Genomic DNA, 21,805 nt, shown 5'->3' on the forward strand with positions numbered 1-21,805 from the left:
GCGCCTTTGCCTGCGTCGCGCATTGTGTGGCCATGACAAAGTCCGTCGCATTCGTCGGAGCGGGGCCGACGACGCTTTACGCCCTTCATGCCCTTCTGTCCCAAGGCGTCGTCTCGGCGCGGGTCACGGTGTTCGAGGCGCGCGAGACGGCTGGCTGCGGCAGCCCCTACAGCCCGGACTGGAACGACCCGGCGATGCTGTCCAACATCGCCAGCATAGAGATCCCGCCGTTGCAGGAGACGCTGGCCGACTGGCTGTCGGCACGAACGCCCGCCGAACTGGCAGAGCTGGACGTGGATGGGGCGTCGCTCGATGAGCGCACGTTCGTTCCACGTGTTGCCCTGGGGCGGTATTTCGAAAGTCAGTTCGCCACCCTGGTTCAGCAGGCCCGCGCCAAGGGCGTCGATATCAATGTGCGGACGGGATGCCGGGTCATCGATGCGGCGAACCGCAGGGATGGGATCGAACTGACCTTCACATCGCCGCCGTCGCGGAAGATCGCCAGGGCTGTGTTCGACCATGTGGTTCTGGCGACGGGTCACCAGTGGCCGTCGCGGCCGGACGCCCAGCCCGGATATTTCCTCAGCCCATGGCCCGCGTCGGTCCTTGCTGATGTTCCGGCGAGGCGGATCGGCATTCGGGGGTCGTCATTGACGGCCATCGATGCGGCCGTCGCCTTGGCCACGTCGCACGGGGACTTCGTTCGGCGCGACGATCGGCTGATCTATCAGCCCGCGCCAGATACCGAAGATTTTCACATCGCCATGATGTCGCGAAAGGGTTTGCTGCCCGAAGCAGACTTCTATTTTCCGCTGCCGCATGGCCCGCTGGCCTATTGCACGCCCGAGGCCGTCGCTGCGGCTGTGGCGCGCGGTCCTGACGGGCTGCTGGACGCCGTATTCGACCTGTTTCGAACCGAGCTGATCCATCTGGATCCGGACTACGCCGCCGAGACGGGACTACATGATGCGACGCTGGAAACCTTCGCCGAGGCCTATTTCGCTCGGCGCGCATCGGTCGATCCGTTCGTCTGGGCCGCCGCAAACCTGAAGGAGGCGCAGGCGAACCATGCCGCACAGGTGACGGTGGCCTGGCGCGACGGCATCCTGCGCATGCATGAGATCGTCGCCGTCATCGTGCCGCATCTGGACAGCGCCGAGTTCGAGCGGTTCAGCCGCGCCTTCAAGCCGATCTTCGTCGATATCTACGCCGGCGTACCGCACGAATCGATCGAGCGGATGCTGGCGCTGCACGCCGCCGGGCGGCTGGACGTCATAGCCTTGGGCGACGACCACGACGTCGACACGCGCTGTCCCGAAGGCGGCGCGCGCGTGGCCATCGGCGACACGACCCTACATTATCCGATCTTCATCGAGGCGACAGGGCAGGCGGCCTTGAGCGGCATCCAGTTTCCCTTCCTGTCCCTTCTCGAGCAGGGGATCGTTCGAGATCAGGTCGCCAACGATGCGCCCGACGTGGTCCGGGGGATTGCGGTCGACGACCTGTTCCGGCCGGTCGATGCGCCCCTGCCGACGGATCGGCTGTTCTGTCTCAGCCTGCCGTTCATCATGGGGCGGCATCCCTTTGCGCAAGGGATCACCAGTTCGCACAAAATGGGTGGGATCGTCGGTCGGCGACTGGCGTTGATCCTCAATACCGCAAAGCCTGCGGTCGATCACGCCGATACGGCGGCCTGACGCGAGGACGAATGAAGCTGTTTGCGATCTACATCGGCGGGGAACACCCCGGCGCGAATATCGAGGTCCACGATATGCGCTTCCTCGTCGCCCCCACGATCGAAGCGACGAAAGACGCCTTGCTGGCGCAGTGGTGGGGGCGCGAAGGGACGCTGCACATCGATTGCTGGTCGGAGATTTCGCAGGCGGACGGCTATCAGGTCAGCCTGTCGCCGAAGCCTTATGAGGGCAAGGAGAAGCTCTACTACGTCAACCTGGGCGGCTACGACGGGGTGGGGTTCGCCGAGCAGCACCGCAATGTCTTTGTCGTCGCCGACAGCCTGCCGGCAGCCAAGGCGCGCGCCATCAAACTGGCCCACGATTGGACGGACGCGCATCGGGATGAGATGTACGAGGCCGAACAGGCGTTTGCGCTGGACGATGTTGCAGGCGCTGAACGTCTGTACATCCACCTCAAGCCCAGCCTGATGAGCGGCGATCCGGACTTCACCTGCCGCTATATGCCGATCCGCTGATCAGGCCGTGGGGCGCTTCAGCATCGCCGCGCCGTAGAGTTTCGGCTCGAAGCCTTTGGTCCAGAAGACCTTGCCGAGACCACGCGCGCAGCGGTCGTAGGTGTGGGGGCGGTCGGGACGGCGCAGAAGGGCGGACAGCAGGGACAAGCTGCCCCACACGCCGGTCTGGGCCAGTCCGACCACCATCCATTTGACGACGCCGGGCCAGTCGCGGCGGGCGGCGGCCATCTGGGTCGGGCTCTGGCCATAGGCGAAGGCGCGGGTCAGGGCGTAGGTCAGAGTGGCGCGGTGGGGCGGTGCGAACTCGTCCACCCATGCCTCGGCGGCCCAGCCGAACCGACCGCCGCGCGCCGACAGGGCGGTGAACAGCCGGTCGTCCTCGCCGCCCGTCTCGTTCATGGCGACGTCAAACGGGGCCTCGCCGGGCAGGGCGGTCGCCCGCACCATAAGACTGTTGCCGCAGCCGTGGATCTCGTCGGTCAGGCCGGTTTCGCGCGGGCCGTCGCGACCAAAGAACCGCTCGAGATAGTCGGTGGTCCAGCCGGTGTTTTCCGGCACCCGCCCGCGAATGGGGCCAAAGACGACATCGGCGCCGGTCTGGGTTTGGGCGCTCAGCAGGGCGGCGAGCCAGCTGGGAGAGGCGGCTTCGTCGTCGTCCAGAAAGGCGATCAGGGTCGCGTCGGTAGCGGACAGGCCCACGTTGCGCGCCGTCGCCACACCGGGGACGGGGACGTGGGCATAGGTGAGGGGGACGGCCGCCTCGGCGCTTAGGCGCTCAATCAGGGGCGCGGCCGATCCGTCTGGGTCGTTGTCGGCGACGACGATGGCGGCGACGCGGTGCAGAGATCCGGTCTGGGCGAAGACGGAGCGCAGAGCGCGCTCCAGGCTGTCGGGGCGGCGCAGGGTCGGGATGATGACGGCGACATCGCGCATGGTCATACGGCGTCCGCATAGACGGCGGCGCGGTAGAGCCTGAGCGCGAAGGCGCGGGCCTTGACCGGCAGGGCCGTCGTCAAGGCGGCCTGTTTCATCAGGCGGCGCGCCAGCGGCAGGGCGGGCAGGCGTTTCAGGGCGCGCGCGGCCTTGTAGCTGGGATAGGTCTGGACGATGGCGGGATGCAGAGCGACGACGCGGGCGAAGTTGTCGGCGCCCTGATCGAACTTGCGCGCCAGATCCTCGACCGTGTCCAGGCCCATATGGGTGGCGGGATTGTCGATGTGGACGACGGGAAAGCGGCGCGAGACGCGCATGGCCCACTCCACGTCCTCCCAGCCCCAACCGCTGAAACCGGGATCGAAGGATTCGGCGGCGAACACGTCGCGGCGCACCAGCAGATTGGAGGTGTAGACGTATTTTTCGGGCGTCAGGGCGCGCTGGGACGCCGGCAGGCATTCCGAGGCGCCGGACAGGGCGCGGTGGACGGTGAACCGGGCATCGGTCGGCGCATGGTCCAGCGAGAAACCGCCGAACGCGACGGCGGGCGCGCTGTCGGTGACCAGTCGCAGCCAGTCTTGCAGGAAGGCCGGCGTGTCGGGCCGCATGTCGCTGTCGAGGAACAGATAGGCCTCGCCGCGCGCGGCGGTGGTCAGCCGGTTGCGGCCCTTCGCGCGACCCTCGTTGGCGGCCAGGGTGATCAGCCGGACGGGCAGTCGCAGGGCGTCGATGGTCGCCTGAAGCCGAGTCGTCAGATCAGCGTCGGCGGTGCCGTCGTCCAGCAGGATCAGCTCGACCGCGCCGGACAGGGCCGTGGCCTCGCTGTCCAGCTGACGCAGCAGTTCTTGCGGATCGTCGCGCAGGAAGGGGATCAGGACCGAGATCGTCGGCGTCGCCTGAGACCAGGCGGCGTTGTCGTGAATATGGGCGCTCATGCCGGCACGCTCCGGCGCGCGCGGATCAGGCGCAGCAGCACATCACGCACCCCGGCGGCGTTCAGCGTCAGGGCCACGATGGCATAGACGAAGCCGCCCACGCTCGCGTCCATCATCAGCTCCAAGAAGCCGCCAAGCGGCGGCAGCAACCCGACGACTCCGGCCATGACGGCGGAGGCGATCCCGCAACGGATCAGCGCGTCCCACGGCATCGGCAGGGCGATGGCGCGGCGGCTGAGCAGGATGCAGGCGATCAGGCCGATGGCGAAGCTGGCGGCGGTCGAAACGGCCGCGCCGGTTACGCCCATGCGGGGGATCAGCACCAAGTTCAGCATGACGTTGCAAAGCGCAGGAATCGCCATCGTCACCAGCAGCAGGCCGGTCTTCTTGCCCAAGGTGAAGCCGAAGCCGAAGTAATAGGCGATCATGCCTGACAGGAAGGACGAGGCCGCGATCCACGGCGTCACCAGCGCAGCGGCGGCGCGCAGATCCTGGCCGATCATCAACTCCGCCAGCGGTCGCGCGACCAGCGACAGGCCCACGGCGGCAGGCAGGCCGATCAGGATCAGGGTCGAACCCTGTTCGATGGCGGTCTGACGCAGCGCCTCGCGTCCACCGCGCTCCAGCGCCATGACCATGGCCGGCGCCCCGGCCGCCCCCAGCCAGATGAAGATGACGTCCAGCGTCCGGTTCGCCAGGCTGTAGCTGGCGTGATAGGCGCCGACCGCCGCCGCATCCATGAAGGCTGCCAGCAGAAACCGGTCCGTCGAGGCCAGCACCAAGGCCAAGGTCAGCGACGCCGCAATGGGATAGCCATAGAGGGCATAGGCCTTCAGCCGCGTGCGATCCACGGTTCCGCCCGTCGACTGACGCAACTCGCCCGGCAGGATGAAGGGCAGGGCGAACAGGGGTGCGATGGCCAGGCCCAGCAAGGGCGAGGCGGCGCCGGCGCCGGCCAGGGCGAACCCGGCCCCGACCAGGAACCCCAATACGGCGACCCCGATGTCCACGGCGGCGGATTTCGACACCTCGCCCGCCGCGCGATACCGCTCCTGCGCCAGCTTGGCGAGGTTACGCACCGGCGCGCCGGCCAGGCCGAAGGCGACAGCGATCTTGAACGCCGGCGTCAGCGGCGCCAGCCAGACGATCAGGGCGGCGATCGGGGTGAAGACGGCGATGATGGTGAAGGACGTGCGGTACAGACTGGCGAAATGGGTCGCCATTCCCTCGGGCGTGCGCTCGGCCGCCCAGAAGCGCGCCATTGACGCCTCCAGCCAGGTGAAGGTGACGGTGTGGGCCAGGGTCGTCACCGAAAAGGCCAGGGCGTAATGGCCGAAATCGTCGGCGCTGAGCAGGCGCGTGAAGACGAAGATGGTCAGGAAACCGACGACCCCCTGGACGATCTGGGCCGGCAGATAGCCCCAGACGCCGCGCCAGAACATGCGCTTCTCGCTCAACGCACGGCCGCCCGGTCGCCCAGCAGGACGGGGATGGTGACGGCGATGACCCACAGGTCCAGCCAGAAGGACTGGCGCTCGATATACTCGATGTCCAGCTGGACGCGCTCGCGCACCTGGGCCTCGGTGTCCACCGGTCCGCGCGAGCCCTTGATGGCGGCCCAGCCGGTCATGCCGGGCTTGATGCGGTGGCGATGGGCGTATTCGGCCACCAGCAGGGCGGATTCGGTCTCGCCGGTCTTCATGCCGATGGCGTGCGGGCGGGGGCCGACCAGTGACATCTCGCCCGACAGGACGTTGAAGATTTGAGGTAGTTCATCCAGGCTGGTGGCGCGGATGAAGCGACCGACACGGGTCACGCGGTCGTCGTCGGCGCAGACCTGGCGGCTGGCGGTCGCATCGGCGGCGGCGTGACGCATGGAGCGGAACTTCCACACGACAATGGTCTCGTGATTGAAACCGTGACGGCGCTGGCGGAAGAAGACGGGGCCCGGGCTGTCCAGCTTCACCGCCAGGGCGACCAAGGCCATGATGGGTGCAGCAACCACCAAGGCGACGGCGCCGATCACCAGATCCTGGATCCGCTTGTTGAAAGCTCGCCGGTCGGGATCGACGGGACCGTCCAGGGACGCCAGAGGCGCATTGGCCAGCCTGTTCAGCACCCCGTCGCGTCCCAACTCCGAATCGACCATGACCGTCAGCGGATTGGGCAGGGCGTTCAAGGTCTGCGTCAGGTCGCGCACGCGCTGGCCCGCTTCCGGATCGATAGCCAAGACGATGCGGTCGATATAGGGCGTCAGCCGGTGGGTCAGCAGGGCTTTGGCGGTCCCAAGCACCGGCACGCCGGCGACGCTGTCGGGCGATCGGGCCAGCCGGTCGTCGAACACGCCCAGCACATTCATGTCACGCCGCTCCAGCGCCTGTTCGATCAGACGTCGCGCGTGTCGGGTCGCGCCGACGATCACGATGTTGGGCGACAACACGCCCAACCGACGCCACCGTGCGATGACGACCAGCCACAGGCCGTGCAACAGCGCCAGGGCGGCCGTCGTCGTCAGCGCCCAGGGCGCAATGACGTCCAGCGCCGGGCGGTCCAGCGCCCAACCCAGCACGAGCGCAATACCGGCCGAGACGACGCCCACGCCTACAACGCCCGTCATGTGCAGAGGCCAGGGCGTGTCGCGTCCGAATCGATAAAGCTGAAGTGCGCGCACCAGCACGAGCACCAAAACGGCGCCGACGACCACGGGCACGGCGTCGCCGACCGTGATCGAGGCCAAGCCCGTCGGCTGGATCGCCAGAACCGCGTTTAACGCCAATCCGCAGACCATCAGCACGTCGATCAGCCGAAAATAGTGCGCCGACAGCCGCACGGACGATCGCTCGCGCGCATTCAGCCAGATCTCCGGGCGGAACGGCCCGCGCGACGGCCGGCTCTTCAGCGGCGTGTCGGCGGAGAGATTGGCGGGACGGTCGAGCAACAGGCGATCCAGCAGCGATCCGGGGGCGAATGATGGCCGCGATACTGCCGCTTTGGCCTCTATGTCGCGTTAACGTGGACGCTTTCTCTCGAACCGGATTGCGCGACGCATCAGCCTCCGCTATCGACGCCCTCGCAGGAGACGTGGCCGAGTGGCTGAAGGCAACGGTTTGCTAAATCGTCGTACCCCGTAAGGGGTACCGAGGGTTCGAATCCCTCCGTCTCCGCCATTCCTCTCAGAAATATGGACCGACAGCAGCCACACGACGCGCAACGGGTCAGTTGGCTTTGGACGCCTAGCTGAATAGACGCCACCAGGGCTTCCAGGGGGTCAGGTGGTGTTCGTGGTGGCGGCCGAAGTGGAAGCAGGTTAGCAACGAGAGGACCGGGCCGAAGGGGCTGGTGCGGGCGTTGTGATGGTCGGGGAAGGCTTCGTCGGTGTGCCTGTGGGGCAGCCAGGTGCCGAAGGTGAACAACTGAAGCGCCGAGAGCAGGGCGGGCGCGGCCCAGAAGACCAGAAGGTTGGGCATGCCGGCGCCCAGGACCAGCACGGCGACGGCCACAAGCACCGTCAGAACGGCCAGTTCTCGCCAGCCGAAATAGGTGCGGAAGAAGTTGTAGAACCAGGGCAGGAAGGCGCGGGGGGCGTCGGCGTGAAAGTCAGGATCGTCCGCCGTGCCGGGCGCCGCGTGATGGGCGTGGTGGGCCGTCTTTAAGGGCGCGAACCGAAAACCGGCGTAGAGGGCCAGCGCCAGGCTGCCGATCGCCGTGTTCAGCCGTGGGCGGCCCGGGGCCAGCGAGCCGTGCATGGCGTCGTGGGCGACGATGAACAGGCCGACGGACAGCCAAGTCTGGACGGCGACGATCAGTGGAACGGTCACGACGCTCCAGATCGTCCAGCGATGAAAATAGACGCCGTAGATGTGCAGGCTCAGCCAGGCCGCCGCGATCAGACCAGCCAGCGTCAGGCCGATCAGGGCTTGGTTTGGGACGACCCGTGACATTGGCGTGACGGCGGACATGGCGCGACACTTAGCGCATCGCGGCCCGGTAAGCATCCTGTTCGCTTGCCGCATGCGTCCGCGCGTGCCACCTGTCTGGAATGCAGGTCGACGCCTTTGACACTTCCGCGCCGGACCTTCTGCTGGTCGGCGGCGGCCTGGCCAATGGCCTGCTGGCGCTACGGCTGTCACAGGTCCGTCCTGATCTGGATATGCGAATCGTCGAGGCGGCGCAGACCCTGGGCGGGGTCCACACCTGGTCCTTCTTCGACAGCGACCTGACGCAGGATCAGCGTGACTGGATCGCGCCCTTGGTGGTGCATCGCTGGCCGGGATACAGCGTCCGTTTTCCCCAGTTCGAACGCGCGCTGTCGACGCCCTATTGCAGTGTCACGGCCGAACGGTTCGCGGCGGTGGTCGAGGCGGCCATGCCCGGAAAAATCATGCTGGCCGCGCCAGTAACTTCGGTGTCGCCGACCGAAGCGGTGCTGGCTGATGGACGGCGCCTGAGCGCCAAGGCGGTGATCGATGGGCGCGGGCCGACCGCTACGCCGGATCTGGCGCTGGGTTTCCAGAAGTTCGTCGGGCTGGAGGTGCGGCTGGCGGCGCCGCACGGTCTGACCACGCCCATCGTCATGGACGCCTGTGTCGATCAGGCCGGGGGCTACCGGTTTCTCTACACCCTGCCGTTCGATGATCGCACGCTGCTGATCGAGGATACGCGCTATACCGATGGCGATGCACTGGATCGCGCGGCGTTCCGGCAAGGCGTGCTGGATTACGTCCGCGCGCAGGGCTGGGAGATCGAGACGATATTGCGCGAGGAGGACGGCGTCCTGCCCGTGGCGCTCGACGGGGACATCGGCGCGCATTTGTCGCGGATGGGGCGGACGGCGCTCAGCGGCTTGCGCGCCGGGCTGTTTCACCCGACCACCGGCTATTCCCTGCCGGACGCCGTGCGCCTGGCCGACCGGCTGGCGCAGGATTTCGAGCCGGCGACGGTCGCCGAAGACATCCGCCGCCATGCGCATGACGTATGGGCCGGACGAAGCTTCTATCGGTTGCTGAACCGGATGCTATTCCGTGCGGCGCGGCCCGATGAGCGATACAAGGTGCTGGAGCGGTTCTATCGTCTGCCCCAGCCTTTGATCGAACGCTTCTATGCCGCGGGATCCACCCTTGCCGACAAGGCGCGGATCCTGAGCGGAAAACCCCCGGTGCCGATCGGCGCCGCACTGACCTGTCTGGTCGAAAGAGGACGTGCGTGATGCGGGCTGCAGTAATCGGATCGGGCTTCGGAGGCTTGTCACTGGCCATACGGCTGCAGTCGGCGGGCATTCAGACCACGGTGTTCGAGGCCCGCGATCTGGAGGGCGGCCGGGCCTATGTGTTCAAGGACAAGGGCTACACCTTCGACGCCGGTCCCACCGTCATCACCGACCCGTCGGCGCTGGAGGAACTGTTCGAGGCCAGCGGGCGCAAGCTGTCGGACTATGTTGAACTGCTGCCGGTCGCGCCCTTCTATCGGCTGTGCTGGGAAGACGGCGACGTCTTCGACTACGTCAACGATCAGGACGAGCTGGACCGCCAGATCGTGGCGCGCAATCCGGCCGACAAGGACGGTTATCGCAAGTTCCTGGCCTATTCGCAGGACCTTCTGAAGGAAGGCTATCTGAAGCTGGGGGCCGTGCCGTTCCTGGACTTCGCCAGCATGGTCAAGGCGGCGCCGGAGCTGATGCGGCTGCAGGCCTGGCGGTCGGTCTATGGCAAGGTCGCCAGCTATATTCAGGACGAGCACCTGCGTCAGGCGTTCAGCTTCCACTCCCTGCTAGTCGGCGGCAATCCGTTCGCGACCTCTTCGATCTATGCGCTGATTCATGCGCTGGAGCGGCGGTGGGGCGTGTGGTTCCCGCGTGGCGGCACCGGGGCGCTGATCCAGGCCATGGTGCGGCTGCTCAAGGATTTGGGCGGTGAGGTGAGGCTGAACAGTCCGGTCGAGCGCATCACCATGGGGAACGGTCGCGCGACCGGCGTGGTCGTAAATGGCGAGACGCTGGCCTTCGACATGGTCGCGTCCAACGCCGACGTGGTTCACACCTATCAGCGCCTGCTGGGTCAGGAACCGCGCGGTCAGAAGGAAGGCGCCAAGCTGGCGTCGCGGCGTCACTCCATGTCGCTGTTCGTCATCTATTTCGGCCTCAAGCGCGTCCATCCGGAGGTGCGCCACCACACGGTGCTGTTCGGGCCGCGGTATCGCGAGCTGATCGCCGAAATCTTCAAGGGGCCGGATCTGCCCGACGATTTCTCGCTGTATCTGCATGCGCCGACGCGGACAGATCCGTCATTGGCCCCGGAAGGCTGCGACGCCTTCTATGTGCTGGCGCCCGTGCCGCACCTGGCCTCGGCCGACATCGACTGGGAGGTCGAGGGGCCGCGCTACCGCGACCGAATCCTGGCCTATCTGGAAGAACGCTACATCCCTGGCCTGACGGCGGACCTGGATACTTGCCGCATCTTCACGCCGGTCGATTTCCGCGACCAACTGAACGCCCACCAGGGTTCGGCCTTCTCGCTGGAGCCGATCCTGACCCAGAGCGCCTGGTTCCGGGTGCATAACCGCGACGACCAGATTCCCAATCTGTATTTTGTGGGCGCCGGCACCCATCCCGGCGCGGGCGTGCCGGGCGTGGTCGGATCGGCCAAGGCCACCGCCGCCCTGATGATCGAGGATGCGAGGCAGCCGGCATGACCGACGCCGTCCTGGATCACAGCCGCCAGTCGATGGAGCAGGGGTCCAAGAGCTTCGCCGCCGCCGCGCGCCTGTTCCCTGCGGCGATCCGGGACGACGCCTGGATGCTGTATTCCTGGTGCCGGCACTGTGACGACGAGATCGACGGCCAGGTGCTGGGCCACGGCGCGGTCGGCATCGATCCGGTGCTGGCCGGAGAGAAGCTGGACGAACTGCGCCTTCGCACCGCCGCCGCCCTGGCCGGCGAGCCGCAGACGGACCCGGTCTTTACCGCCTTCCAGCGCGTCGCCATGCGTCACGGCATTCCAGCCGACGAGGCGATGGACCTGTTGCAGGGGTTCGAGATGGACGTGGTCGGCCGGCGTTACGACACGCTGGAGGACACGCTGGACTATGCCTATCATGTCGCGGGCGTCGTCGGGGTGATGATGGCGCGGATCATGGGCGTGGACGATGCGCCGACCCTGCGACGCGCCCAGGACCTGGGTCTGGCGTTCCAGCTGACGAACATTGCTCGCGACGTGGTCGAGGATGCGAAGGGCGGCCGCGTCTATCTGCCCGGCGCCTGGCTGGATGAGGCGGGCGTGCCGCGCGATCAGGTCGATCAGCCCCAGCACCGCGCCGCCGTGGCCAAGACGGCGCAGCGTCTGGTGGCGGCGGCCGAGCCCTTCTACGCCTCGGCGCGGTGGGGGTTGCGCGATCTGAACCCGCGCTCGGCCTGGGCCATCGCGACGGCGCGCGGCGTCTATCGGTCGATCGGCCGCCATGTGTCTCGCGCCGGCGTGACCGCCTGGGACGGACGGACGTCGGTCGACAAGGCGGGCAAGCTGATGCTGCTGGGGCGGGGTGGTCTGATCGCCCTGTGGTGCAAGACGCTGGACGCCTGGCGCGAGCCGCCGCCGCGCCCGGCGTTGTGGACGCACGTCTGACGATCAGCGAGCCGCGCGCCGCCGCTCCAACATCAGGGCGACCGCAAGGCCGCCCGCGCCCAGGCCGGCCATGACCGCCCAGGCGGCGATGACGGTCGAGGTGAACTCGCCGCGCCAGATCACGGCCTGATAGGCCTCGATGGCCCAGGCGTGGGGCGTGATCCAGCCGAGGTCGCGGAAGGCCTCGGGCATCAAAAAGCGCGGCGCCATCGATCCGCCCAGCGCGGCCAGCAACAGGACCACGAAGGTCGTCAGCGGCTGGGCCTGCTCACGCGATCGACACGTTGCTGTCAGAGCCAGGGCCAGGCCGGCGGCGCAGAAACCGACCGCCAAGGCGGTGATCGCAGTCGCCGCCATCTGCCAGGGCTCGATATCCGGCAGCTTGACCCAGGCGGCGACGAAGACCGCCGCCGACTGCATCACGCCCACCGCCGTCAGCCAGGCGGCCCGCCCGCCAAGGATGGGCGCCAAGCCGCCGCGGGCCAGGGCCAGACGTGATTGGAGGCCGGATCGCCGCTCGTCCAGCCCGCCCATGGCCCCGTGCATGGCGGCGAAAAAGACGAACATGACACTGACCGCGCCGGCATAATAGGTCGCCTGCACATCACCCTGGGGACCGATCTGCAGGGTCTGAACGCGCGGTGCGGGCCGTGCGACCTGACCCGACAGGGCGGCGGCCATCGGCTCCAGCCGCGCCTGAAGCGCCGACGCCGCCACGTCCCGGCCGGCGGCGGAAACGATCACCAGTTTTGGCGGTCCCTGCGTCGATGGCTGGATCAGTATGCCCGCGTCGGCGCGACCGTCGATGACGGCGCGGTCGAAGGCCTCGCGATCTTCGACGATGCGAAGACGCGCGCCCACGTCCTTCGACACCGCCTCGCGGATCGCCGCCGTCGCGGGCGTGCGCGACGCGTCATGCAGGACGACGGTGGTGTCGATATCGCCCCGTGCGCCCGCGCCGAAGATCGCCGCGAACAACAGATAGACCAGGGGCGGCAACAGCAGGGTCAGGATCACGCCTGCGCGGTCGCGCCAAAACCCTCTCGCCCAGGCGCCCGCCACCGCCATCATGACGGAGCCTGCGACAGCTGTGCGACCAGATCGTCCAGGCCGGGGCGACGCACGGCGACCTCGCCATCCTCGCCATCGACCACGGCGGCAAGCATCTGGGCGATGGCCAACGCGTCCTCGCAGTGCCGACGCCACTCCAGCCCGTCCTCGGACGCGGTCAGCCCCGCCTGGGCGAACCATTGGGCGGCGGGGTCCGACGCCGGTCGGGTCAGGCGAATGCTGAGCAGCCGGGCGGATCCGAAGGCGCGATGGAGCAGGGCGTTCGGCGCGCCTTCCGCCAGCAGTCGTCCCTGCGCCAGGATGCCGATTCGGTCGGCCGTATCGGCGACGAAGATGGCGTCATGGCTGATCAGAAGGCAGCCGGCGCCGGCCTTTGCGGTTTCGCGCAGGGCGACGGACAGGACGCCGCGGGTCGCCGCATCCACCCCTTCCGTCGGTTCGTCGGCAATCAGCAGCTGCGGGCGCCCGACCAGGGCGGCGCTGAGGTTGGCGCGCCGTTTCCAGCCGCCGGACAGGGTGCGCACCGGCTGGTCCGCGCGCGGGCCGCAGCCGGTCAGGTCGAGCGCGCGGTTCACCGCCGCGCCGCGATCACGCTTGGGCACCCCGCAGAGCCGCGCCGTCACATCGACGTTCTCGCGCGGCGACAGGGCCGGGAACAGGGCGCTGTCCTGCGGCGCCAGCCCGATGCGCCCGCGTGGTCCGCCGCCTTCGCCCAGGACGACACGCCCGCGCCGGGCGGGCAGCAGACCCGAGGCGACACGCGCCACCGTGGACTTGCCCGCACCATTCGCCCCCAGCAGCGCATAGACCTCGCCCGCAGCGATAGTCAGGCTGAAGTCGCTCAGCACGGATCGGCCGTCATAGCCCGCATCGATCCCGCTCAGCGACAAGGCCGGAGCGCCGTCAGACCCCAAGTTCGGCCTGCTGGAAAAGGTCCAGGACGTACAGGGCCAGGGGGCTGTCATGGCCGACCGCCTCGACCGCCTTGGCCAAGGATTGCCGCACCGCCGCGCGGGTCCGGCATTCACCCCACAGATCGACGAAGGTGATGGTGTCGTCGTCCTGGCCCACGTCCTTGCCGACCGCATCGACGGTCGAACAGACATCCAGCAGATCGTCGCAGAGCTGGAAGGCGAAGCCGATCGCCTCGCCGAAAATCGACAGCCGCGCCAGATCCTGTGCATCGCCCCCGCCGAGCAGGCCGCCGCCGCACACGGTGGCGACGAACAGGGCGCCGGTTTTCAGATCGTTGATCTGGCGCAAGGCGGTTTCGTCGCGATCCCTCGCGTCGTCGCGCAGGTCGCGCATCTGACCCTCGGACAGACCATCGAAGCCGATCGCCTGCGTCAAAAGGTCCAGGACGGCCAGCCGTGTTTCCGCCGGCGCCGGGGTCTGCAGCACCAGACGCGTCGCCTGATTCAACAGGGCCACGGCCGCCAGAACCGCCGTGTCCTCGCCATGGCGACGATGAAGGCTCGGCTGGCCCCGACGCAGCGAGGCGTCGTCCATGCACGGCAGATCGTCCAGAACCAGCGACGCGGCATGGACCATTTCCAGGGCGCAGGCATAGTCGAGGGCGTCTTCCGGCTCTCCGCCGACATGCGCCGCCGCCAGCATGGCCAGCACCGGCCGGACGCGTTTTCCCTGTCCCAGCAAGGCTTCGCGGGCCGCCGTGGACAGCAGGCCGCCGTGCGCCGGGGCGACCTCGGTCAGGCGCGCCTGAACCTGCAGACGCAGATCGTCGGGGTCGCAGGATGCGCCCGCCAGAGGCGGTTGGCGCCGGATGCCGACGATGGCCATACAGATCTCCCATTGTCGCCGACGTCGCGTTGCGACCACGCGCCGAACCCTTATGATGCCATACGGCATCACGACCGCGTCGGATGCAACCCGCCAGGAGCCGTTTGCGATGTCCACCGACGCCGATGCCTTGATCCGGCGCAAGGACGAACACATTGACCACGTGCGCGCCGGGCGCGGCGTCAGCCAGGCGACATCGGGTCTGGACGCCGTCCGTTTCGTGCACGACGCCCTGCCGGATATCGATCACGACGCCATCGATCTGACCACGCGCTTTCTGGGGGGACGGGTCGCCTTGCCGTTCCTGATTAGTTCGATGACCGGCGGGCCCTCGCGGGCCGAGGCGATCAATGCGCGTCTGGCCGAGGCCGCCCAGGCTTTGGGCGTGGTGCTGGCGGTCGGCTCGCAGCGTGTGGCGCTGGAGACGGACGGTGGTCTGGGTCTGGGGCTGGATCTGCGACGCCGGGCTCCGGATGCGATGATCCTGGCCAATCTGGGCGCCGTGCAGTTCGCCCTGGGCTATGGCGTCGACGAGGCGCGGCGGGCCATGGAGATGATCGGCGCCGACGCCCTGATCCTGCATCTAAACCCATTGCAGGAGGGCGTTCAGCCCGAGGGCGATCGCGATTGGCGCGGCGTCGCGCGAGGCATCGAGCAGGTTGCGGCGGCCTTCCCGGGCCGTCTGATCGTCAAGGAGACGGGCGCCGGCCTGTCGGGCGCGGTGGCGCGTCGCCTGGTGGACATGGGGGTCGCGGCGCTGGACGTGGCCGGGGCGGGCGGCACCAACTGGGGTTTGATTGAGGGCGCACGAGCGACGGGCGGTCGGGCGGAAGCGCTGGCCGCGCCCTTTGCCGGTTGGGGCGTACCGACGGCCCGCAGCCTGGCAGACTGCGCCCATGCCGCGCCAGAACTGGATCTGATCGGGTCGGGCGGCATCCGCGACGGGCTGGATGCGGCGCGTGCGATCCGGCTGGGCGCCTGTCTGGTCGGCCAGGCGGCGGGCGTGCTCGAAGCGGCGCTGACCTCGACCGAGGCCGTTGTGGATCACCTGGATCTGATGGCGGCTCAGTTGCGACTGGCCTGTTTCTGCACCGGGTCGGCGGACCTTGCCGCCCTGGCTCAGGCGCCGTTGCTGGAAGCGCCGCGTTTCTGAGACAGTTCGGCCTTCAACGCGCGCGCCGAACGCACCCACAGAAAGCCGAACGACACGCAGCCCTCGCGCGTCCGCACCGCGTGATGCAGCCGGTGAGCCTGAATGCGCCGCGTCCAAAATCCGGAGCGCCCCGCAATCCCCGTCGGAAACCGGCGGTGCACCAGCCCGTCGTGGAAGAAGAAATAGATCAGTCCATAGGCTGTGACACCCAGGCCGATCGGCAGCAACCAAGGCCACAGATGCAGACCCAAGGCGATGAGGATGATGGCCGGGGCGGCGAACACCACTGCGAACAAGTCGTTCTTTTCCAGCACGTCGTCGTGCGGCTCATGATGGCTGCGGTGCCAGGTCCACAGCAGGCCGTGCATGACATAACGGTGCATCGCCCAGGCGAAGATCTCCATCCCCAGGAAGGTGGCGAGGAACAGGAGGATCATCGTCGGCCAGGACATGACCCTATCATAGGCGCTTTGGGGACCGCGCGTCACGACTTGACCCGGCGCGACGTTTCGCCGTCTGTGCGCCCATGTTGAAGGACCTGTTCGTCACCACCCTCGCGCTCAGCCTGATTATCGGCGTGCGCTATCTGCTGGTCGGTGTCGTGACCCATGGCTTGCTGTGGGGCGGGGCGGGACGGGGGCGTCAGCTGAACCACAGGCCGCCGGCGGCGAAACGCATCCGCGCCGAAGTCATCGCGTCCCTGATCGCCTGCCCGATCTACGCCCTGCCGGCCGCATTCGTCATCGAACTCTGGAAGCGCGGCGGGACGGCGATCTACGACGATATCCATGCCTGGCCGCTGTGGTGGTTGCCCGTCAGCTTCATCGTCTACATGCTGGCCCACGACGCCTTCTACTATTGGGTCCACCGCGGGCTGCATCACCCACGCATCTTCCCCTGGGCCCACGCCGAACATCATCGGTCGCGCGACCCCAGCGCCTTCGCCTCCTTCGCCTTCGATCCGGCCGAAGCGATCGCCACGGCCTGGTTCCTGCCGGCCCTGACGTTTTTCATCCCCATTCATTGGGGCGTGGCGCTGGCGCTGCTGACCCTGATGACCGCCACCGCCGTGCTGAACCACGCCGGCCGAGAAGTCTGGCCCGCGTCCTGGCTGAAACGCGCCCCCCTGCGCTGGATGATCACCGCCACCCACCACGACGCGCACCACAAGCGCTTCAATGGCAACTACGGTCTGTATTTCCAGATGTGGGACCGATGGGCAGGCAGCGAGATTTCTTCCGCTCGGCGAAAAAACGAGGAGACTCGACCGCTTTAGACTAGAATGGTCGGGCTTTCTCAGCGGAAATCGGCGGGCTTTAGGCCATGCCGCTGCAGCTTGTCGTACAGCGTCTTTCTTGGAACCTGCATTTCGGCGAGCACTGCGGATATGTCCCCACGATGAGACTGTAGCGCGTCGCGCAGCAGTTCGCCTTCGAACCTGTTGACGCGGTCGGGAAGACTTAGGCCGTGATCGGGCGCGCGGGTGTTGTCATCGAGTGACAAGGCGACGCGTTCCGCAAAATGCGCCAGTTCGCGGATATTGCCGGGCCAGTCGGCCTCGACCAGCAGGCGTCTTACGCTGTCGCTTATAGAGGGAATATCGACGCCGTGGCGGTCCGCCGCGCGACGCAGGAAGTGGGCGAATAGCAGGGGAATATCTTCTCGCCGTTCGCGCAGAGGCGGTACGCGGAGTCTCACCACGTTCAAACGGTAATAGAGGTCTTCGCGAAAGGCGCCCCCACGTGCGGCCTCGGCCAGATCGATCTTTGACGAGGCCAGTACACGCAAATCTAAGGCGCGGGGTTCGTTGGCCCCGATGGGATGGACCTCGCGTTCTTCCAGGACACGCAAAATCTTGACCTGGACCGCCAGAGGCATGCTCTCGACCTCGTCCAGAAACAATGAGCCGTTGTGCGCGCGTTCGACGTGCCCGACCCGGCGGCGCAAGGCTCCGGCGAAGGCGCCGAGTTCGTGTCCGAACAATTCGCTCTCGATCAGCCCGTCAGGCAGGGCGCCGCAGTTGACGGCGACGAACGGCGCCAATCGTCGCCGGCCGCCGTTGTGCAGGGCGCGCGCAACGGCCTCCTTTCCTGTTCCGGTTTCGCCTTCGATCAGCACGTCCATTCGGGCATCGGCGATCTGAGCGATGGTGGCGCGGAGGGCAATGATGGCGCGAGACGATCCCGCCAGGGGCAGCTCCTGTCCGCTGTCCGAGGCCATCGCCAGCAAGCGACGGTTTTCCAGGACCAGACCGCGTTTTTCCAGAGCGCGGTTCAAACTGTCTTGAAGGCGCTCAAACGGAAAGGGCTTGGCGACGAAGTCGTAGGCGCCGTCCTTCATCGCTGCGACGGCGTCGGTGATGTCGCCATGGCCAGTGATCATGATGATCGGCAGGGTGGCGTCCAACGCTTGCAGGCGGCTGAGCAACTGGCGGCCATCAAGGCCAGGCATCCGCAGGTCGGTGATCACGACGCCCGGAAAATCGGCATCGATCGCTCTCAGCGCGGGTTCCGCCCCTGGAAAAGCGCGAATGTCATAACCTTCCAGGGTCAGGCGCTCGACCAAGGCATGGCGGAAATCGGCGTCGTCCTCGATCAGGGCGACGGCAGTGGGGCGGGCAAATTCCATCACGCGATCCTCAGGGTGGCGACAAAGGTCGCTCCGATGTCCTCGTCGACCAAGTCGAGCTCGCCACCGAACCCGGCGATCAGATCTCGACAGATGACCAGACCCAGGCCGAGCCCATTTGCGCGTGTGGTGACAAAGGGGGTGAACAGTTGGGCGCGCACAGCGGGCGGCACGCCTGGACCATTGTCGGAAATACTCAATCGAACACGGTCTTTTTCGCGCAAGACCTTCAGCGTTAGGCGTGGCCGATCGCAGCCTTCCAGCGCTTCTGAAGCGTTCTTGACCAAGTTGACGATCACCTGTTCCAGACGAAAGCGGTCGGCGCGTACTGTGACGTCTGCGTCGCCCTCACGGATCAACTCGACGCCGCCCTCGTCCAATCGGCCGCGCGTCAGCAGCAGGGCGCCGTGGATGGCGTCCTCCAGACGGACGATGCCGATTTTGGGATCTGACTTTCTGGAAAAGACCCTGAGGCCTTCGGTGATGGCCCCGATGCGCTGGGTCAGGTCGCTGATCCGCGCCAATGCCCCACGCGCCTTAGCGGCCTCGTCGCGATCAAGCAGAACGCCGGCGGTCTCTGCCTGGGTCTGGATGGCGGCGACGGGTTGATTGATCTCGTGCGCCACGCTGGCGACGATCTGCCCCAGCGCGGCGAGTTTGCTGGCTTGAACCAGCTCGTCACGCAGCAGTTCGCGTGCGGTCTCGGCTCGGCGGCGTTCCTCGATCTGGCGATTGAGGGCGGCGTTAGCGTTACGAAGCTCGTGGGTGCGTTCGTCGATCAGCCTTTCCAGTTCCAGCCGCGCCTCTTCCTCGGCACGGGCGCGGACAAGGGCCTGATGGCGACGACGCAGAAGCACGACGATGACTCCTGCCAGCAGGGTGACGATCAGGGCCGCAAGCGCCCGCGCGGTTGCGACGGCCATCCCAATGGATCCACGATCCGGCGACAGCAGGTGCAGAGTCCAGCCGGGCGTTTCCGTTGGGATCGCCGCATGCATCCAGCGCTGCTCGCGGCCATCGACTGGAGCTTGGATCAGACGCGGTCGATCATTGGGAGGCGTTACGAAGGGGAGGGGGCGCAACGCCTCGGGTTGGAGCGTCTGATCGGTCAATGTCAGCCGCCGTCGAAGTTCGTCCTGCGCTTCTGTGGTGCGGAAACGCCATGCCGGCACGCTGGTTATCAGCACGACGCCGCCGGGGTCGACAACATAGGCCGGCTCACCAGACGCGCGCCATTCGGCCTCGAGAGCGGCGAACTCGACCTTGACCACGACGACGCCCACGGCGGAGCCGCTCGACCCGTCAACACGCCGCGCCAGATAGAGTCCGGGCCGGCCGGACACAGTGCCCAAGGCGAAGAACTCCGCCTGGCCTTGGCGCATGGCGTTGATGAAATAAGGCCGAAACCCGTAGTCGGCGCCGACGAAACTGGTCGGCAGGCGCCAGTTGCTGGCAGCGCGGGTTCGTCCGCTGGCGTCGATGATATAGATGGCGGCGGCGCGTGTCTGACGCGCCAAGGTTTCCAGTTTAAGGCTGACTGTATCGCCTTTGGCAGTCTGCGGGGCGCTCAGCAGGTCGGCGATGTCGGGATCGCTCGCCAACGCCAGGGGCAGGGAGCGGTGCTTTTCCAGTTCGCTGCGTAGCACGGCCGCGTGCAGGGCGGCGGCGGCCTCTGTCTGCCGAGCCAGTTCGATCTTGGCATCACGCCGAGCGACCTCGCCTGCGCCGAAAGCCGCCAAGGCTGCGATCATGAACCAGCACACTGTCGTTACCAGCCAAAGGGAGCGCCAAGGTTTTCGAGCCGAGTCTGTGACCTGTGCATCCTGCATGTTCGCAGTGTGCGGATAATCGCACGATAGGGCCAGCCTTGTGGGTGAAAAACCGCACAAATATCTTAACCGATCCTCACGCTTTTCCAGAAAGTGCCTGATTTTCATAGAGAACGAGGCGTTGGATCAATCGCTTTCGCGATGATGGTTCTCGTTGGAAGCTCTATCCAACGGAGCGTGGCGAAGATCGCGCCCATCGAGGAGACTGCGGGATCACCCCCCGCACATCAGGAGCCCTTCGTGATCTCAGTCCCGTCAGAGGCCGCGCCGGTCGTTCGCCGGCCGTTCTATCGCCACCTGTATTTCCAGGTGCTGATCGCCATCGCGCTCGGCGCCTTGATCGGTCACTTCTGGCCGACGTTCGGCGAGAGCCTGAAGCCGCTGGGCGACGGATTCATCAAACTGGTGAAGATGGTCATCGCGCCGGTGATCTTCCTGACCATCGTGACCGGCATCGCCGGCATGCGCGATCTTGGTAGCGTCGGTCGCGTCGCCGCCAAGGCTTTCGCCTACTTCCTAGTCTTCTCGACTCTGGCTCTGATCGTGGGCCTGATCATCGCCAATCTGGTGCGTCCGGGCCATGGCTTGAACATCGACCCGGCGACGTTGAACGCCGGCGCTGTCGAGCAGTATGCGGCGGCCGCGCACGAGAGCACGATCGTCGGCTTCCTGATGGGCGTCATTCCCGACACGCTGGTCAGCGCCTTCTCGACCGGCAACATCCTGCAGGTTCTGTTCGTGTCGATCCTGTTTGGCCTCGCCCTTGCGTTGGTGGGCGAACGGGCCCAGCCGGTGGTCGATCTGTTCGAGACCCTCAGTCTTGCTGTGTTTAAGTTGGTCGCTATCGTGATGAAGGCTGCGCCCATCGGCGCCTTCGGGGCCTTCGCCTTTACGATCGGCGCCTATGGCATCGCATCGATCGCCAATCTGGCCGCCTTGATCGTGACCTTCTACGTCACTGCGATCATCTTCGTCGTCGGCGTGCTGGGTCTGGTGGGCGTCGCCAACGGCTTCAACATTCTCAAGCTGATCCGTTATCTCAAGGAAGAGCTTCTGCTGGTGCTGGGCACTTCCAGTTCAGAGGCGGCCCTGCCCAGCCTGATCTCCAAGATGGAACGCGCGGGCGCCGCCAAGTCGGTCGTCGGCCTGGTCGTGCCGACCGGCTATTCGTTCAATCTGGACGGCACCAACATCTATATGACGATGGCGGCTCTGTTCATTGCTCAGGCGCTGAACATCGAACTCACCATTTGGCAGCAGATCACGCTTCTGCTGGTCGCCATGCTCAGCTCAAAAGGCGCCGCGGGTATCACGGGCGCGGGCTTCATCACCCTGGCGGCGACCCTGTCGGTCGTGCCGGATGTGCCAGTCGCCGGCATGGCGCTGATCCTGGGCATCGATCGCTTCATGAGCGAATGCCGGGCCCTGACCAACTTCATCGGCAACGCCGTGGCCACCATCGTCGTGGCCCGCTGGGAGAATGCGCTGGATCGCGACGCCCTGACGGCCGCGCTGGACGGACATCCCTTGCCGGTGGCGGCGCTGCCTGACCCTGCGGCGGGGCCTGGAGACGATCTGGTTCTCGCCAAGGACTGACGGCGAGAACGATTTTTGAAGGACGGGACCGA

The 21,805-nt window shown here is 66.8% G+C and carries 19 protein-coding genes and 1 tRNA gene; 9 read left to right on the forward strand and 11 right to left on the reverse strand.

Going from position 1 to position 21,805, the window contains the following annotated elements:
- The first annotated feature begins 32 nt into the window (after positions 1-32).
- Entirely contained in the window at positions 33-1,697 is a 1,665-nt protein-coding gene (locus HF680_RS02830; protein WP_185223996.1) for an FAD/NAD(P)-binding protein, read from the forward strand.
- Positions 1,698-1,708: 11 nt separating this feature from the next.
- On the forward strand, positions 1,709-2,212 hold the full coding sequence (locus tag HF680_RS02835) for a DUF1543 domain-containing protein (protein ID WP_185223997.1): 504 nt from the start codon (positions 1,709-1,711) through the stop codon (positions 2,210-2,212).
- Here HF680_RS02835 and HF680_RS02840 read toward each other — a convergent pair whose 3' ends face one another.
- From HF680_RS02840 to HF680_RS02855, 4 genes are read right to left on the reverse strand one after another with little or no spacing between them, the layout of a single operon-like run.
- Positions 2,213-3,151, reverse strand: coding sequence for a glycosyltransferase family 2 protein (locus HF680_RS02840; protein ID WP_235968813.1), 939 nt, complete (start codon positions 3,149-3,151; stop codon positions 2,213-2,215).
- A complete protein-coding gene (locus tag HF680_RS02845; protein WP_185223998.1) occupies positions 3,148-4,080 on the reverse strand; it encodes a glycosyltransferase family 2 protein in 933 nt (310 codons plus the stop codon). Before HF680_RS02845 ends, HF680_RS02840 begins: the two co-directional genes overlap by 4 nt.
- Complete coding sequence (locus HF680_RS02850; protein WP_185224310.1) at positions 4,077-5,522, reverse strand: lipopolysaccharide biosynthesis protein; 1,446 nt, start codon at positions 5,520-5,522, stop codon at positions 4,077-4,079. The genes HF680_RS02845 and HF680_RS02850 overlap by 4 nt, the downstream gene beginning before the upstream one ends.
- An 11-nt stretch (positions 5,523-5,533) precedes the next feature.
- Positions 5,534-7,018 (reverse strand): exopolysaccharide biosynthesis polyprenyl glycosylphosphotransferase, encoded by a 1,485-nt coding sequence (locus HF680_RS02855; RefSeq protein WP_185223999.1) that lies wholly within the window; start codon positions 7,016-7,018, stop codon positions 5,534-5,536.
- 137 nt (positions 7,019-7,155) lie between these two features.
- Between HF680_RS02855 and HF680_RS02860 the strand changes: the two genes are divergently transcribed.
- A tRNA-Ser gene (locus HF680_RS02860) sits at positions 7,156-7,247 on the forward strand.
- Between the two features lie 66 nt (positions 7,248-7,313).
- Here HF680_RS02860 and HF680_RS02865 read toward each other — a convergent pair.
- Positions 7,314-8,039, reverse strand: a complete 726-nt coding sequence (locus tag HF680_RS02865; protein WP_235968814.1) for a fatty acid desaturase — start codon at positions 8,037-8,039, stop codon at positions 7,314-7,316.
- Positions 8,040-8,119: 80 nt separating this feature from the next.
- Between HF680_RS02865 and crtY the strand changes: the two genes are divergently transcribed.
- From crtY to HF680_RS02880, 3 genes are read left to right on the forward strand one after another with little or no spacing between them, the layout of a single operon-like run.
- A complete protein-coding gene (gene crtY, locus HF680_RS02870) occupies positions 8,120-9,286 on the forward strand; it encodes a lycopene beta-cyclase CrtY (protein ID WP_185224000.1) in 1,167 nt (388 codons plus the stop codon).
- Complete coding sequence (locus HF680_RS02875; protein ID WP_185224001.1) at positions 9,286-10,767, forward strand: phytoene desaturase; 1,482 nt, start codon at positions 9,286-9,288, stop codon at positions 10,765-10,767. Before crtY ends, HF680_RS02875 begins: the two co-directional genes overlap by 1 nt.
- The gene (locus HF680_RS02880) at positions 10,764-11,696 is read left to right on the forward strand and encodes a phytoene/squalene synthase family protein (protein WP_045811647.1); all 933 of its coding nucleotides are present in this window, start codon (positions 10,764-10,766) and stop codon (positions 11,694-11,696) included. The genes HF680_RS02875 and HF680_RS02880 overlap by 4 nt, the downstream gene beginning before the upstream one ends.
- 3 nt (positions 11,697-11,699) lie before the next feature.
- Here the strand turns inward: HF680_RS02880 and HF680_RS02885 are convergent, their stop codons facing one another.
- The 3 genes from HF680_RS02885 to HF680_RS02895 are packed head-to-tail and all read right to left on the reverse strand — an operon-like array spanning position 11,700 to position 14,567.
- A complete protein-coding gene (locus tag HF680_RS02885; RefSeq protein ID WP_185224002.1) occupies positions 11,700-12,713 on the reverse strand; it encodes an ABC transporter permease in 1,014 nt (337 codons plus the stop codon).
- Positions 12,714-12,763: 50 nt separating this feature from the next.
- Entirely contained in the window at positions 12,764-13,657 is an 894-nt protein-coding gene (locus tag HF680_RS02890; protein WP_185224003.1) for an ABC transporter ATP-binding protein, read from the reverse strand.
- Between the two features lie 13 nt (positions 13,658-13,670).
- Positions 13,671-14,567: a polyprenyl synthetase family protein gene (locus HF680_RS02895; protein ID WP_185224004.1), complete on the reverse strand. Its 897-nt coding sequence runs from the start codon at positions 14,565-14,567 to the stop codon at positions 13,671-13,673.
- A gap of 109 nt (positions 14,568-14,676) precedes the next feature.
- Between HF680_RS02895 and fni the strand changes: the two genes are divergently transcribed.
- The gene (gene fni, locus HF680_RS02900; RefSeq protein WP_185224005.1) at positions 14,677-15,720 is read left to right on the forward strand and encodes a type 2 isopentenyl-diphosphate Delta-isomerase; all 1,044 of its coding nucleotides are present in this window, start codon (positions 14,677-14,679) and stop codon (positions 15,718-15,720) included.
- Here fni and HF680_RS02905 read toward each other — a convergent pair.
- Positions 15,687-16,172 (reverse strand): sterol desaturase family protein, encoded by a 486-nt coding sequence (locus tag HF680_RS02905; RefSeq protein ID WP_185224006.1) that lies wholly within the window; start codon positions 16,170-16,172, stop codon positions 15,687-15,689. The genes fni and HF680_RS02905 overlap by 34 nt on opposite strands.
- 74 nt (positions 16,173-16,246) lie before the next feature.
- Between HF680_RS02905 and HF680_RS02910 the strand changes: the two genes are divergently transcribed.
- Positions 16,247-16,996 (forward strand): sterol desaturase family protein, encoded by a 750-nt coding sequence (locus tag HF680_RS02910; RefSeq protein WP_185224007.1) that lies wholly within the window; start codon positions 16,247-16,249, stop codon positions 16,994-16,996.
- Positions 16,997-17,016: 20 nt separating this feature from the next.
- Here the strand turns inward: HF680_RS02910 and HF680_RS02915 are convergent, their stop codons facing one another.
- Both HF680_RS02915 and HF680_RS02920 read right to left on the reverse strand, forming a co-directional pair.
- Positions 17,017-18,348 (reverse strand): sigma-54-dependent transcriptional regulator, encoded by a 1,332-nt coding sequence (locus HF680_RS02915; protein WP_185224008.1) that lies wholly within the window; start codon positions 18,346-18,348, stop codon positions 17,017-17,019.
- On the reverse strand, positions 18,348-20,099 hold the full coding sequence (locus HF680_RS02920) for a sensor histidine kinase (protein WP_156146840.1): 1,752 nt from the start codon (positions 20,097-20,099) through the stop codon (positions 18,348-18,350). The genes HF680_RS02915 and HF680_RS02920 overlap by 1 nt, the downstream gene beginning before the upstream one ends.
- A 321-nt stretch (positions 20,100-20,420) precedes the next feature.
- On the opposite strand from HF680_RS02920, the gene HF680_RS02925 reads away from it, so the two are divergent.
- Positions 20,421-21,773 carry a dicarboxylate/amino acid:cation symporter gene (locus HF680_RS02925; RefSeq protein WP_394353520.1) on the forward strand — a complete coding sequence of 451 codons (1,353 nt, stop codon included), beginning with the start codon at positions 20,421-20,423 and terminating at the stop codon, positions 21,771-21,773.
- The last annotated feature ends 32 nt before the right edge of the window (positions 21,774-21,805 follow it).

It is taken from the genome of Brevundimonas huaxiensis (assembly GCF_014218725.1).
GTDB lineage: Bacteria > Pseudomonadota > Alphaproteobacteria > Caulobacterales > Caulobacteraceae > Brevundimonas > Brevundimonas huaxiensis.